Below are 12,107 nucleotides of genomic sequence, written 5' to 3' on the forward strand. Positions count from 1 at the left end.
TCTGTTTGACTTCGTTACAAAATTTATCAGTAGGAGAAAGCAGTGGATTTTGATGAATATTTGAAAAGTTTTGATTATGAGGAACGAAAGGCTATGAAAATTGGACTTGAAGAGATGTTTGAGCTTTTGCAAAAAGACGAAGCACAAGTTGTTGATATCAGATTTAGGGAGGAGTATGAGGCATGGCATGTAGGATTTGGATTGCATATTCCACTCAATGAGCTGCCAGACAGACTCAATGAGCTAGATAGTAGCAAAACAATTGTGACTATGTGTCCACACTATGACAGAGCCGAAATTGCAAGACTCTATCTTACACTCAAAGGTTTTAACGCACGATATCTTACGGACGGACTACTCAAAGTGGTCGAATTTTTAAGAGGTGACAAAGCAAAAGAGATAATAGAAAGTATACAAGATGTATGATGTTTTATCTTTTAATCATTTTATTACTCAATATGTATTGATCATTTTTTACTACATAGGTGCAATTGTTATGCCATTTGTACTTTGGATAGCAAGGGATTGGATTGTCCAAAATATCTCAATTGCTAAAACATTAAATGATACACTTCACACACTCTATGCTTCGCTTTCCAAAAGAGGCAAGTTTGTGACAATTTTGATGTTTGTGGGGTTCTTTTTATGTGCCGAGCTTTCCTGGCGGATGATTTTTGAAGCAATGATAGGCTATTTTGATATGCATGATCTCTTGTATGAGATCCATAAACACCAAATGTCAGAAGGAAAACAATGAAACGACGAGATTTTATGAAAAATGCGGCTTTGACGATGGGTGGACGGACTTTGGTTTCTACAATGGCAGAAGCTAAAAGAGGCCTTTTGTCACTTTCACTCAAAACATTGTAGGGGATTCTACGATGGGGCACAACTACCTAGGCAATCTCAAACTTTTCCCTGGGACAGGGGAGAGTGTGTATGACCATGAAAACTCTCTAAGATTTTGCCATCATGTGCTTTCAATATTGCCATATATCGTAGAAGGTCCGATAGAGCCTTTTTATAAAACAACTGTTTTGGGAAATGGATAAATCATGAGCCCAGAGTTTATCCATTACACTCTTTATTTTTTACTTACTTTTGCTCTTTCCACTCTCTTTGCCATGGGTGGCGTGGGCTCTGCCATTGCGCTGGTGCCAACTTTTACGATGATGGGACTTCCTTTCAATCTTGCCAAAGCGATAGGGCTCTTTATTAATTCAGCTTCTACCATTACAGCTTCAATTATGAACTTTTTTCGAGGTGTTTTGGATATCAAATTCGCCCTTCCTTTGGTGATTTCCATCATGATCGCCACTCCCATCGGAGCATGGATGTCTCAATATGTTCCAAAAGAGATGGTCGAATGGATACTGGTAGCCTTTTTGATTGTCAGCGCTTTTTTGCTCCTTTTTAGCTATCGGGAGACAAAAGTAGTTTACGACAAAGCGTGGATACTCTATGTGATTGGAGGAAGTGTAGGGATTATTTCAGGGATGATAGGCGTTGGTGGCGGATCGCTTATCATGCCACTACTTATCTTGCTGGGATTTGATGCAAAAAAAGCAGCCTATGCCATCAGTTTTGTGATTCCGTTTTCCACTCTTGGGGCTTTTGCCACATATCTTAGTTTTATCAAGATGGATTGGCTCCTTTTAGCCGATGTAACCGTTGCAGCGATTATGGGAGGGTATTTAGGTGATAGAATCTTGCACTATAATTTAACAGCAGGAGAGGTCAAAAAGCTTATTGGTGTTTTGCTGTTGATTGTAGCAGCCAAGATGATAGCAAAACTGCTGCATATCACTTTTTAAGGATAGAGTATGTTACATATATTGAAAAAAATTGCTGACTGGATCGTCGAGCATGAAAAAGATGAAGCAACGGATTGCACCGTTCCTGATGAGGTGATCGATGAGTGGCTTGAAACGATTGAGGAGAGAAAAAAGCAGATAGAGGAGCATGGGCATACCGATTCAGCTCAATATGAGATGTTAAGTGACCTTGAGAAAAAGGTCAAAGAGATTCAAGCGATACGAGCAAAAAAGTGTCATATAAAATCATAAAGGAAACAAATGGGGCATCATCACCATCACGAAGTAAGTGGTAAAAACCTTTTTATTACTATTATTTTAAATATCATCATCACTTTGGCGCAAATCATTGGCGGATTTCTTTCTGGCTCTTTGGCGCTTTTAAGCGATGCGATGCACAACTTTAGCGATGTGCTCTCCCTTGTAGTTGCCTGGATAGCTAATCGTTTAGCAGCAAGACCGGGTGATAGCTCAAAAACGTTTGGTTATAAACGAGCTGAAATTATAGCAGCGCTTTTTAATGCCTCTTTATTGATGGCAATAGCTATTTTTTTGATTATTGAAGCGGTGCGAAAATTTTTGCACCCAGAGGCTGTCGATTCCATGTGGGTTATATGGCTTGGAGTTTTGAGTATCGTTTTAAATAGTCTAAGTGTTTTTCTTGTCAAAGAAGATGCCCATGAAAATATGAACATAAAAGCAGCCTATTTGCATCTTTTAACAGATGTGGCTACTTCAGTGGCTGTTGTTGTGGGCGGGTTACTCATGCAGTGGTGGCACATCTACTGGATCGATCCAGTTATCTCTATTTTCATAGCTTTTTATCTCATTTGGGCCTCTTTTGATATTATCAAAGAGTCTGTCTTTATCTTAATGCAGTTTGCCCCCAAAGAGATAGATTTGCAAAAGATTGCCGAAGACGTTTCACAAATAGCTGGAATCGAAAATATCCATCATATTCACATCTGGAGACTCAATGACCATGATCTCTTTTTTGAGGCACATGTGGATTTTAGCAGTGATCTTAAACTAAAAGAGGTGATGAAAAAGATGGAAAAAATAGAAAAAGTTTTAAAAGAAAAATATCATATTTCTCATGTGACACTGCAGCCAGAATACCGTAGAAATGATACAAAGGAGCTTGTAGTATCACCTTAAAAATTATTTATTCAAAAGATCTTCTTTGTTATAGTGTATTAGAAGTTATGGAAAGGATGGTTTTGAGAAGATTAAAAATAGAACTTAATTTATCAACACTCTATATCCTTCTTTATACCATCTTTTTATTTATTGCATCTTTTTTGATGGAGTTGCTTGAGCCTAAAACCTATAAAAATTTTTTTGATGGTTTATGGTGGTCTATTGTTACGGCTACTACCGTGGGATATGGTGATGTGGTGCCCCATAGTGCAGCTGGAAAAATAGTAGCGATTATCATTATTGTAGGTGGTGTCATTGCAGTTGCTGCATTTACAGCGACAATGACGAGCAAACTTGTAGCCCTGACAATCTCTTCAAAAAAGGAATATGAGATGTTAGATTCACTGAACAAGCACCTTGTGATCTGCGGTTTTAAAACGCCTCGTATAGAGGTTTTACAAAGTTTTAAAGCCCATTATGGGGAGAATATCGTAATCGTTTATCCTGAACTTGTACCAGAACTGAAAAATCTTCTTGAAGAGCATCATCTCAAATGGGCGCAAGGGGAATACAACGATGAAGCGGTTTTGAAAGAGGCGCATATCGAAAGAGCCGATAAAGTGATGATACTCAATATGCATGATGAGTTTGCCGATGCAAGGGTGCTGGAAACGGTCATTTTGATTCGTTCCTTAAATCCACATGTCTATATCACAGCAGAAATCATCGATCCAAAGTATGAAAACTATCTCATAAAAAGCAAATGCAACGAAATTATTATGAGCGAAGAGTATAACCGCTTTTTACTCTCAAAATCAGTGACTGAACCTGGAATGTCCAAGGTTATCAGAAAGCTGCTTAGAACACAAAATATCCATATCCAAACGAAACACTCCTATGAGGGAGTCTCTTATAAAGAGGCTTTTGAGGATAGCTTGCAAAAAGGGGAGATACTCATAGGCATCGTAAAAAACTATATAACAGAGAGTGAACTGAAAAAAATTGTCTTAAAAAAGCTGCAGTTTGGAGGGGATGTGGAAAAATATAAAAAGCTTCTCACAAAAATCAAAAAAAATCAGGTCGAGATGGAAGTGGTTATCAATCCTGACGATAATCTTGTTATTCCTGAGTTCGCAGCACTAATCGTAATGGAGAGAAAACATGAAAAATCCGCTGTTTGAAGGTTTGAATGAAGAAGAGGAACAAAGCTTTTTGTCCATTTTTGCAAAAAAAGAGATTAAAAAAGGACAGGCGATCAAAAAAGAAGGAGACCATTTAAAAAAAGGGTTTTTGTTAGAAAGTGGTCTGCTTTTGGTAAAAAAACACTCTAGTGATGGAGAGATGGAGGTTGCAACAATCAGTGACAGCAGTGTCTTTTTTTCGCTGACCTGCCTTGTTGATGGAGGTAACAGTTTGACGACTGTAGAGGCTAAAAAAGATTCAGTGATTTTGGAAGTTTCTCAAAAGGATTTTTTTGCCTTTTGTCAAAAAAATCCAGAAATTGGTGTAAAGGTTTTGAAAAATGCTACGTTGCTTCTTGCTAAATTTTTAAGAAATAGCGATGAGAAAATTGTTCAGATGTATAAAACATTAGAAGAGGTGCTATGATGAATGCAAAAATTGAACTTATTAAAGAGATATACCAACTGCAAGATGACGATCTAAAGAAGCGAAAAGAGGCATTACAAAAGATAGAGCCTTATGTGAATGAGATAATGGACAAGTTTTACGAAAAGCTCTTGCAAAAAGAGGAATTTACGAAATTCATTCCGGTTGAAAGAATCCCAGAACTCAAAAGAAAACAGATCAAGTTTGTTGCCCAGTTACTCTCTAAACCTTTTGATGAGGAGCTGTATAACAAAATCGCAAAAGTGGCCATTGCGCACTATCACATCAGACTCGATCCGATTCTGCTTTCATACGGCTATCATCTGCTCAGTGAACTCATCTTGGAGCTTTCTCAAAAAGAACCTGCTATCTTGCCCTATCTCAAGCTCATTATCAAGTATTTAAAAGTATCAGAAGAGATCATGAAAGAGGAGTATTTTTCGCAAAAAACGCTGGCAGAGTCTCCTTACAGGGCAAATGATCTTTTTATTGCAGTCAATAGCCTTCATATGGCATATATTCGATGCAAAAGCTCTTTTGAAGCGTTGAAAGTAGACAAAGAAGCAAAAGAGCTTTTTAAAAAGAGTTTGGAGGAGCTCAAAGAGTATAAAGATGTTTTGGAAGAGGCGGGTTTTCATCTAGCAACTATTAAAAGATTTTGTACGCAGTTTTCCAATGAGCCAAATGAGAAGAATTTAGGGGCACTGAAAAATGCTATCATCAAGCCACTCAATAACATCAATGTCACAGCATATCTTTCTTTAACAAGTTCTCTTGCTACAATGCGGGCAATGACCGATATTGTGTATACAAGAAGTATTATAAACGATACAAAGTTGACGATAGAGACAGTCCAGCACAATATGTATAAGCTATTGAGTGAAAATTATGGATGGGCGATAGAAGCATTGGAGTTTTTAGAGAATGAACCGGAAGAGGGCTATGATATTGTTAAATATATGAGTTTTGAAGAGAGTGTCTTTTTTCTTTGTATCAAAGTAAGAGATGTTGTAAATAAACTCTATGTCGTTGAAGCAATCGATCTGTTGGCAGAAGCTATGAAGTTGACAATCTATATCAAAAGCAAGGAATGAAATGAGTTTAGAATATTGCTATCCCCTTAAAGAAGGGGAAATGCTTCATGCAGAGCACAAAGAGTGGCCTTTGTTTGATGTGACAATCCATGGAAGTGATGCGGAGCGGGTAAAGCTTGCCAAAAGGCTTGTCTGCTCTGTCAAACATCTGCCGCTTCGATTAAAGATTCACTATGAAAAGGATGCGATGAAATCGATCGAAAAGGGTGTGGCAAAAGATCCAACTTTAGAGTGGCAAGGCAAAATCTTGGCTGAAGGGCTTGTGAGTGCCGAGGAGCTGACACAGATTTTTGAGGAGCTTGTAAAAAACAATGAGTAAAAAGCTGCTTTCCCAAATGGAGCCAAAAGAGCGGGGGATCATCAAAAAAATCGGTGATATAGGTGAGCTGAAGCGACGTCTTTTAGAGCTTGGTGCTCTTACAAAAGTTCCCGTAGAAGTAGTGCGAATCGCTCCTTTTGGCGATCCTATCGAGATAAAGATAGGCAATACCTATTTGGCGCTTCGAAAGAGTGAGGCAAACAAAATTGAGGTGGAACTTTTCAAGGATAAAAGATGATCACCATAGCATTTGTAGGTAATCCCAATGTAGGTAAAACGGCACTGATCAACGATATTGCCGGAAGCGATCTTCAGGTCGGCAACTGGCCTGGAGTGACGGTAGAGAAAAAAGAGGTGACATTTACCTATCACGATGAAAAGATTCATCTTATAGATTTACCTGGGACATATACATTAACACCATACTCCATCGAAGAAAAAGTGACAAGAAATGTTATCTGCTCTGAACAAATTGATGGCATTATCAATGTAGTGGATGTCACGGACATCAGGCGTAATATGTATTTGACCCTTGAGCTCATTGATTTGCAAAAGCCACTTGTAATTGCCCTTAATATGTTTGATGAGTTTAGTAAAAGAGGGTATGAACTTGATATCGATAGGCTTCAAGAGATTTTGGGGGTTGCCTGTGTGCCCACAATAGGCTCAAAGGGCGTTGGAACAAAAAGACTTATACAAGAGATTTTTAAAGCAGTCCAATCCAAAAAGAAGCCAAATATAATTTTTTATCAAGAGCATATCGAAAAGGAGATCGCCTTTTTGATCAAAAAGATGGAGAGTGAAGATTGCGGGTTAAAAAGATTTTTTGCCATCAAGCTTTTAGAAGGTGATGAATTTGCCATCAGGAAAGTTGTGCAGATGGACCCTGCTATCGTTCAGGCAGCCAAGGAGGCAAGAGAGCGGTTGCAGCGCCATTTTGGCATGAGTGTCAAAGAGTTTATCGTACAAGACAGATACCAAAAGATAGACAAGATTTTGGATGAGGTACTGAAAAAGCCATTGGTTGACAGAGTTCTTTTGAGTGATAGAATCGACAATTTCGTACTTCATAAATGGCTTGGTATTCCTTTTTTTGTGGTGATAATGTTTTTGATGTTTAAAATAACCTTTGATGGCAGTGCTCCGATAGTGGATTGGATGAATGGATTTTTTGAAAATTTTTTAGCATCTCATCTAAGAGCTTCCATGCATGCTTTTCCCCCTTGGATGGTATCGCTTTTTGTAGATGGTGTATTGAGTGGTGTGGGTCTGGTTCTTTCGTTTTTACCACTTTTAGCCTTCTTATACTTTTTTATGGCTCTTTTGGAAGAGAGCGGCTATATGGCAAGAGTGAGCTTTTTGCTTGATCGATTGGCTGCCGGGCTTGGGGTGAAGGGAAACGCCTTTATCTCTTTGATTGTCGGATTTGGATGTAATGTACCAGCGGTCTATTCTACAAGAACATTAAATTCCCTTCGAGAACGAATCATTGTAACACTGATGATTCCTTTTATGAGTTGCAGTGCGAGATTGCCTATCTATGCCCTTTTTACGGCACTCTTTTTTACGCACTATCAAGCACTCATCATTTTGTCGATGTATCTGCTAGGCATAGTTGTTGCACTCTTTGTGGGATTTTTGGCAAACAGACTTTTGCCAAAACAGGAGACAAAACCCTTTTTCTTGGAGCTTCCTACCTATCATATGCCAACATTGCAAGCGATATGGCGATCGATGAAACCTAGACTTGCCGATTTTGTCACACGAGCCGGCACCGTGATTGTTGCAGCCTCTATCATTGTATGGGCCATTATGAGTCTTCCCCCTTCATCCACTCCTCAAACATCTTACCTAGCAAAAACCGCTCAAAAAATTGCTCCTCTTTTTAAACCTCTTGGCTTTGGTGAGCACTGGGAGCCTGTGGCGGCACTCATTCCAGGAACGCTGGCCAAAGAGGTTGTGATAGGCTCCCTTGGAACCATTTATGGTGTGGAAAATGAAAAAAAAGAGGTAGCAAAGACTTCATGGTTCGATGATCTTTTGGATCAGGCAAAAGCTTTGCAAAAAGCATTGAAAGAATCACTACTCAATATAACAACCCTGCAGATTGCATCACTGCAAGGCGAGCAAACCTCAAGCCTGTTGATGCAAAAATTGCGCAGCCAAATCGCAACTCCGGCTGCTGCTTTGTCGTACATGATCTTTGTTTTACTCTATATTCCATGTGTCTCAACAATGGCGGCCATCAAAGAGGAGTTTGGCTGGAAACTTATGGTGTTTGAAGTGCTGTTTTTGCCGGTTTTAGCCTATTTTATTACCTTTTTTCTCTACTTGGTAGCTAAATATTTTCTTTAGTGATTCACTGGCTCCATTCGGGGGAGCCTATCTTTCAAAAGCTTTTCTGGTTCGCTAAAAGGTGCGAGACGCTCGATAAAGTCTAAAAGTGAAAAGATTGGAGTAGCATAGAAAAACTGCAGGTGGTGATCGTTTTGCCAAAGTCTATCGGCATAGAGAAGGATTTGGTAGGGGATATCACCAAAGCCGTCTTTGTTTTGATCAAATCCCTGGTAGCGATCCCAGTAGTTTTTTTCGATGATATTGTTTGCTTTTTTGATTTTTGATAGATCCCTGACCACATCGTTTAAGTTACCGAGAAAGTCGTTGTTTGTAATGGTGTTGTTGCAAATGGCAGAATGAAAATGCAAAGCTGTGAAGTTGTTGGAAAATATATTGTGTTCGATATAGCGGCGCATGCCAATTTCAGCTGGAGATGAATCGATATAGACTCCTTGGGCACAGGCAAAGATGCGGTTGTGCCGCACAAAAATCTTTTTGCCGTGAGAGAGTAAAATACCAGTTCCCGTTGCAAGACGCGTATCAAAAATTGTGTTGTGGATAAGGCTGATTTGAGCGCCCCCTTTGAGGTAGATCCCTGCATACATATCAAAAATTTTATTCAAAGAGGCTGTGAGGTTATGGTCCATCATCGCTAAAATCCCGTACCTTGCATGTTCAATTTGGTTGTTTTGTATCAAAATGTTGTTTGAGCGATTGATGGAAAGATCCCGTCCTTGAAAAAGATGATTGTTTTGAATGAGGACATTGTTGCATCCCCAAAGGCGGATAAAATCGCCTCGGTTATCCACAACTTTTTCTGGAAAAGATGCGATAGAGTTGTTTTTAAAAACAAGATTGCTGCTATAGTGCGCCACAATACCAAAAAGCGAATTATCGATTGTACAATTTTTTATTGTTACATTGCCGACACCTTCCATTACAACTGCGGCATCCATCGTATCCCTGCGATCGCCGCTTCCTTTGATATGCATTCCGCTGATGTGTACATTGGAAGATTTGATCGTGATGACACTCCCTTTTTTTGTTCCTTCAATCGTACAATTTTTGGCTTTGATAGTAAGCGGTTTATCGATGATGATAGTTTCATGGAAGGTGCCATTAGAGATGTTGATAATGGAGCTGGGTTTTGCGTTGTTGATGGCGTTTTGCAAAACAGCGCTATAGCACCAGGACAAAATGGTTGATAGAAGAAAAAGATATCTGATAACCATAGGATTCATAAGCATATCATAACGAAATTTGATCAAAAAGTTTCATGATTATTCAATTTTCTCTTTTTTGAGCTCTTTAAAAACATAGAGGGTTGCTGAGAAGATGACAAATCCAAGTAAAATCAAACTAAACCAGATTTCCATGCTGTGCGCTTCTTTGCCTTTTCCAAACAGGTATCCAATCAGCAGCATAAATCCTACCCAGATGAGATTTGCTAAAAAGGTGAGAGGTATAAAGCTTGTAAGCGGCATATGAGAAATTCCGGCAGGAATGGAGATATACTGTCCAAGTCCAGGGGTAAGGGGAGCCAAAAAGACAGAGATCTTTCCATGATGCTTGAAAAAAAGAATCGTTTTTTGAATCATCTTTTTATGGCGATATTTTTGAACAAGCCATTTTGCAAGATGATAGTTCAGCAGTGCTCCACTCAAACTTCCCAAAGCCCCACTGAAAAGAAGCAGCCAGTAGCTCTTTATTCCTGTGGAGGCAAGATACCCGGAAGGAATAAGCAAAATTTCACTTGGTACGGGAATAAAGGTACCCACCAAAAACATATATAGGTATACACCAAAATATCCTGCTTGCTCAGCGAAATGCACAAGCAAAGAAGCGATTTGATCAATCATCGATATTCCTCAAAATCAGGCTCAACAGTCCCACATATTCATGAATGGCAATATAGCTTTTTTTTAGACCTCCCATAGATGGAAAAAGATCCCATACTGTTATATCATCTTTTGTTTGATAATCACATGAAATGGGTGTTACGGAAAATCCGAAATGTTTAAAAAGTTTGTATGCTCTTGGCAAGTGGTAGGCTGAAGTGACGAGATAGATTGATGTTTGTGAAATTTTTTTGGCTGTAAAGGCGGCATTTTGATAGGTATCTAAACTTTTGTCTTCATACAAAACCGGTAATTTCACAGAAAAGGTTTTTTGCAAAGTTTGAATAGTTTTTTGGGCATCTTTGGCCTCTATTCCGGTAAAAACAAGAGGTAGATTTTTCGTTCTGGCTACATATAATCCTGTCAAGATTCTCTCTGTTGAAGAAGCGGACGTAGGAAAAAGTGTTCCTCGATCATAGCCTCCTCCAAGAACGACAACATATTTTGGCTCTTCCTTTGAAGTTGCAAACTTCCAGTTTTCCAAAGGGGTAAGAAGCCAACTGCCTACGATATTTGTAGATAAAAGATACAGTAGCAAAGCAAAAGAAAATGCAATTTTTTTGAAGTGTTTGAAGCCAAGAAGCAAAAAGCCCCAGACAAAAAGGGCTGGGGGCAAAAGAGTATAGGTAAAAAGTTTGGATACAATGTAGATCAAAGAAGCTCTACTCCCTTTGTACCTTCTTGAAGAGATCCAATGATGTATCCATCACTCTGTTCTAAAACAGCGTCTACATCTTTTGGATCAATGACCAAAATCATGCCAACGCCCATATTGAAAGTTTTGTACATCTCCTCTTCATCCACATACTGGGCGATAAAATCAAAAATAGGTAATGTTTGAATTTTGTTTTTTTCGATCACTGCTTTGAGATTGTTCGGTAACACTCTTGGCAGATTTTCCACAATGCCCCCACCTGTGATGTGCGCCAAGGCTTTAATATGGTTTTTGAGTTTTTTATAGGTTTGTACATAGATTCTTGTAGGCTCCAGCAAAACCTCTTTGAGTGGCTTGCCATTAAATTCATCATCCAAACTTTTTCCAAGCTTTTCAAAAAAGAGTTTTCGTACCAGTGAGTAGCCGTTGGAGTGGATTCCGGATGAAGGAAGTGCAACCAAAATGTCTCCAGCTTTCAGTTCGGGCCTGTTTTCTAGTTCATTTCTCTCTGCTATTCCCACTGAAAATCCAGCCAGGTCAAAATCCCCCTCCCTGTACATTCCCGGCATTTCTGCTGTCTCGCCGCCAATCAAAGCGCACTGCGCTTCCTCGCAGCCCTTTGCAATGCCTTTGATCACCTCTTTTGCTTCATCCACATCCAGTTTAGCCGTTGCGTAGTAATCGAGGAAAAAAAGAGGCTCAGCAAAGCTGCAAATCAAATCATTAACACACATTGCTACTAAATCAATTCCAACCGTATCAAATTTTTTGGCTTCAATGGCGAGCTTGAGTTTGGTCCCTACGCCATCTGTGGCACCAAACAGTACAGGCTCTTTATAGCCTTTAGGCAGGGCAAATCCTCCTGCAAACCCTCCAATGTTTCCTAAAACATTTTCATTGAATGTCGCTTGGACATATGGTTTTATCTCTTCAACCAGTTTCGCTCCCGCATCGATATCGACGCCACTCTCTTTATAGCTGATGCTCATTTTTCATCCCAGTTGCATTTGCCAAAGATTTTATTGAAAAACCAAAGGCTTGGACAAAAGTTGGTAAAGGCAAAGATAAGGAGCATAATGATTACAAAGGTCTGGATAATGACTGCTATTTTAAACATCAAAGCGTTTCCCTGTACTCCCATAGCAAAGAGATACATGGTAAATCCAAGGACGATGGCCATCAAAATTCGCTGCATTTTATCGCCGCACATATTCTCCCCCTTCAAAATTTTTAATATAAATT

General features: G+C 39.2%; 17 protein-coding genes. 12 read left to right on the plus strand and 5 right to left on the minus strand.

The features are described from left to right. The first annotated feature begins 42 nt into the window (after nucleotides 1-42). The 12 genes from JG735_RS00430 to feoB all read left to right on the plus strand — a co-directional run bounded on the left by JG735_RS00430 (nucleotide 43) and on the right by feoB (nucleotide 8,330). On the plus strand, nucleotides 43-426 hold the full coding sequence (locus JG735_RS00430; protein WP_201333109.1) for a rhodanese-like domain-containing protein: 384 nt from the start codon (nucleotides 43-45) through the stop codon (nucleotides 424-426). After that, nucleotides 419-757, plus strand: coding sequence for a DUF4282 domain-containing protein (locus tag JG735_RS00435; protein ID WP_201334915.1), 339 nt, complete (start codon nucleotides 419-421; stop codon nucleotides 755-757). The genes JG735_RS00430 and JG735_RS00435 overlap by 8 nt, the downstream gene beginning before the upstream one ends. Nucleotides 758-881: 124 nt before the next feature. Continuing rightward, complete coding sequence (locus JG735_RS00440; protein WP_201334916.1) at nucleotides 882-1,052, plus strand: hypothetical protein; 171 nt, start codon at nucleotides 882-884, stop codon at nucleotides 1,050-1,052. 3 nt (nucleotides 1,053-1,055) lie between these two features. Further along, nucleotides 1,056-1,814 carry a sulfite exporter TauE/SafE family protein gene (locus JG735_RS00445; protein WP_201334917.1) on the plus strand — a complete coding sequence of 253 codons (759 nt, stop codon included), beginning with the start codon at nucleotides 1,056-1,058 and terminating at the stop codon, nucleotides 1,812-1,814. Between the two features lie 9 nt (nucleotides 1,815-1,823). Then, complete coding sequence (locus JG735_RS00450; protein WP_201334918.1) at nucleotides 1,824-2,066, plus strand: hypothetical protein; 243 nt, start codon at nucleotides 1,824-1,826, stop codon at nucleotides 2,064-2,066. A 9-nt stretch (nucleotides 2,067-2,075) separates the two neighbouring features. After that, a complete protein-coding gene (locus JG735_RS00455) occupies nucleotides 2,076-2,972 on the plus strand; it encodes a cation diffusion facilitator family transporter (RefSeq protein ID WP_201334919.1) in 897 nt (298 codons plus the stop codon). A gap of 56 nt (nucleotides 2,973-3,028) precedes the next feature. Further along, nucleotides 3,029-4,135 (plus strand): potassium channel family protein, encoded by a 1,107-nt coding sequence (locus tag JG735_RS00460; RefSeq protein WP_236584072.1) that lies wholly within the window; start codon nucleotides 3,029-3,031, stop codon nucleotides 4,133-4,135. Then, nucleotides 4,116-4,562 carry a Crp/Fnr family transcriptional regulator gene (locus tag JG735_RS00465; RefSeq protein ID WP_201334921.1) on the plus strand — a complete coding sequence of 149 codons (447 nt, stop codon included), beginning with the start codon at nucleotides 4,116-4,118 and terminating at the stop codon, nucleotides 4,560-4,562. The genes JG735_RS00460 and JG735_RS00465 overlap by 20 nt, the downstream gene beginning before the upstream one ends. Further along, on the plus strand, nucleotides 4,562-5,656 hold the full coding sequence (locus JG735_RS00470) for a protoglobin domain-containing protein (protein ID WP_201334922.1): 1,095 nt from the start codon (nucleotides 4,562-4,564) through the stop codon (nucleotides 5,654-5,656). The genes JG735_RS00465 and JG735_RS00470 overlap by 1 nt, the downstream gene beginning before the upstream one ends. A 1-nt stretch (nucleotide 5,657) precedes the next feature. Next, nucleotides 5,658-5,975, plus strand: coding sequence for a hypothetical protein (locus tag JG735_RS00475; protein ID WP_201334923.1), 318 nt, complete (start codon nucleotides 5,658-5,660; stop codon nucleotides 5,973-5,975). Next, complete coding sequence (locus JG735_RS00480; protein WP_236584074.1) at nucleotides 5,968-6,213, plus strand: FeoA family protein; 246 nt, start codon at nucleotides 5,968-5,970, stop codon at nucleotides 6,211-6,213. Before JG735_RS00475 ends, JG735_RS00480 begins: the two co-directional genes overlap by 8 nt. Then, nucleotides 6,210-8,330 carry a ferrous iron transport protein B gene (feoB, locus tag JG735_RS00485; RefSeq protein WP_201334924.1) on the plus strand — a complete coding sequence of 707 codons (2,121 nt, stop codon included), beginning with the start codon at nucleotides 6,210-6,212 and terminating at the stop codon, nucleotides 8,328-8,330. Before JG735_RS00480 ends, feoB begins: the two co-directional genes overlap by 4 nt. On the opposite strand, the gene JG735_RS00490 is transcribed toward feoB, so the two are convergent. From JG735_RS00490 to JG735_RS00510, 5 genes are read right to left on the minus strand one after another with little or no spacing between them, the layout of a single operon-like run. After that, nucleotides 8,327-9,544 (minus strand): nitrous oxide reductase family maturation protein NosD, encoded by a 1,218-nt coding sequence (locus JG735_RS00490; RefSeq protein WP_236584076.1) that lies wholly within the window; start codon nucleotides 9,542-9,544, stop codon nucleotides 8,327-8,329. The two genes, feoB and JG735_RS00490, sit on opposite strands and share 4 nt — an antisense overlap. A gap of 48 nt (nucleotides 9,545-9,592) precedes the next feature. Next, a complete protein-coding gene (locus tag JG735_RS00495; protein WP_201334925.1) occupies nucleotides 9,593-10,171 on the minus strand; it encodes a DedA family protein in 579 nt (192 codons plus the stop codon). Continuing rightward, a complete protein-coding gene (locus tag JG735_RS00500; RefSeq protein ID WP_201334926.1) occupies nucleotides 10,164-10,865 on the minus strand; it encodes a YdcF family protein in 702 nt (233 codons plus the stop codon). Before JG735_RS00500 ends, JG735_RS00495 begins: the two co-directional genes overlap by 8 nt. After that, nucleotides 10,862-11,854, minus strand: coding sequence for a phosphoribosylformylglycinamidine cyclo-ligase (purM, locus tag JG735_RS00505; protein ID WP_201334927.1), 993 nt, complete (start codon nucleotides 11,852-11,854; stop codon nucleotides 10,862-10,864). The genes JG735_RS00500 and purM overlap by 4 nt, the downstream gene beginning before the upstream one ends. Beyond that, the gene (locus JG735_RS00510; protein WP_041353944.1) at nucleotides 11,851-12,075 is read right to left on the minus strand and encodes a hypothetical protein; all 225 of its coding nucleotides are present in this window, start codon (nucleotides 12,073-12,075) and stop codon (nucleotides 11,851-11,853) included. Before JG735_RS00510 ends, purM begins: the two co-directional genes overlap by 4 nt. Nucleotides 12,076-12,107 lie beyond the last annotated feature (32 nt).

Origin of the sequence: Nitratiruptor sp. YY08-10 (assembly GCF_016629565.1) — a bacterium.
Lineage (GTDB): Bacteria > Campylobacterota > Campylobacteria > Campylobacterales > Nitratiruptoraceae > Nitratiruptor.

What these genes read in the sequence shown, in the direction of transcription:
- JG735_RS00480 (WP_236584074.1), top strand. Translation starts at nt 5,968, where the DNA reads ATGAGTAAAAAGCTGCTTTCCCAAATGGAGCCAAAAGAGCGGGGGATC.
- JG735_RS00455 (WP_201334919.1), top strand. Translation starts at nt 2,076, where the DNA reads ATGGGGCATCATCACCATCACGAAGTAAGTGGTAAAAACCTTTTTATT.
- JG735_RS00450 (WP_201334918.1), top strand. Translation starts at nt 1,824, where the DNA reads ATGTTACATATATTGAAAAAAATTGCTGACTGGATCGTCGAGCATGAA.
- JG735_RS00440 (WP_201334916.1), top strand. Translation starts at nt 882, where the DNA reads ATGGGGCACAACTACCTAGGCAATCTCAAACTTTTCCCTGGGACAGGG.
- JG735_RS00445 (WP_201334917.1), top strand. Translation starts at nt 1,056, where the DNA reads ATGAGCCCAGAGTTTATCCATTACACTCTTTATTTTTTACTTACTTTT.
- JG735_RS00435 (WP_201334915.1), top strand. Translation starts at nt 419, where the DNA reads ATGTATGATGTTTTATCTTTTAATCATTTTATTACTCAATATGTATTG.
- purM (WP_201334927.1), bottom strand. Translation starts at nt 11,854, where the DNA reads ATGAGCATCAGCTATAAAGAGAGTGGCGTCGATATCGATGCGGGAGCG.
- JG735_RS00475 (WP_201334923.1), top strand. Translation starts at nt 5,658, where the DNA reads ATGAGTTTAGAATATTGCTATCCCCTTAAAGAAGGGGAAATGCTTCAT.
- JG735_RS00490 (WP_236584076.1), bottom strand. Translation starts at nt 9,544, where the DNA reads ATGGTTATCAGATATCTTTTTCTTCTATCAACCATTTTGTCCTGGTGC.
- JG735_RS00470 (WP_201334922.1), top strand. Translation starts at nt 4,562, where the DNA reads ATGAATGCAAAAATTGAACTTATTAAAGAGATATACCAACTGCAAGAT.
- feoB (WP_201334924.1), top strand. Translation starts at nt 6,210, where the DNA reads ATGATCACCATAGCATTTGTAGGTAATCCCAATGTAGGTAAAACGGCA.
- JG735_RS00510 (WP_041353944.1), bottom strand. Translation starts at nt 12,075, where the DNA reads ATGTGCGGCGATAAAATGCAGCGAATTTTGATGGCCATCGTCCTTGGA.
- JG735_RS00460 (WP_236584072.1), top strand. Translation starts at nt 3,029, where the DNA reads ATGGTTTTGAGAAGATTAAAAATAGAACTTAATTTATCAACACTCTAT.
- JG735_RS00495 (WP_201334925.1), bottom strand. Translation starts at nt 10,171, where the DNA reads ATGATTGATCAAATCGCTTCTTTGCTTGTGCATTTCGCTGAGCAAGCA.
- JG735_RS00465 (WP_201334921.1), top strand. Translation starts at nt 4,116, where the DNA reads ATGAAAAATCCGCTGTTTGAAGGTTTGAATGAAGAAGAGGAACAAAGC.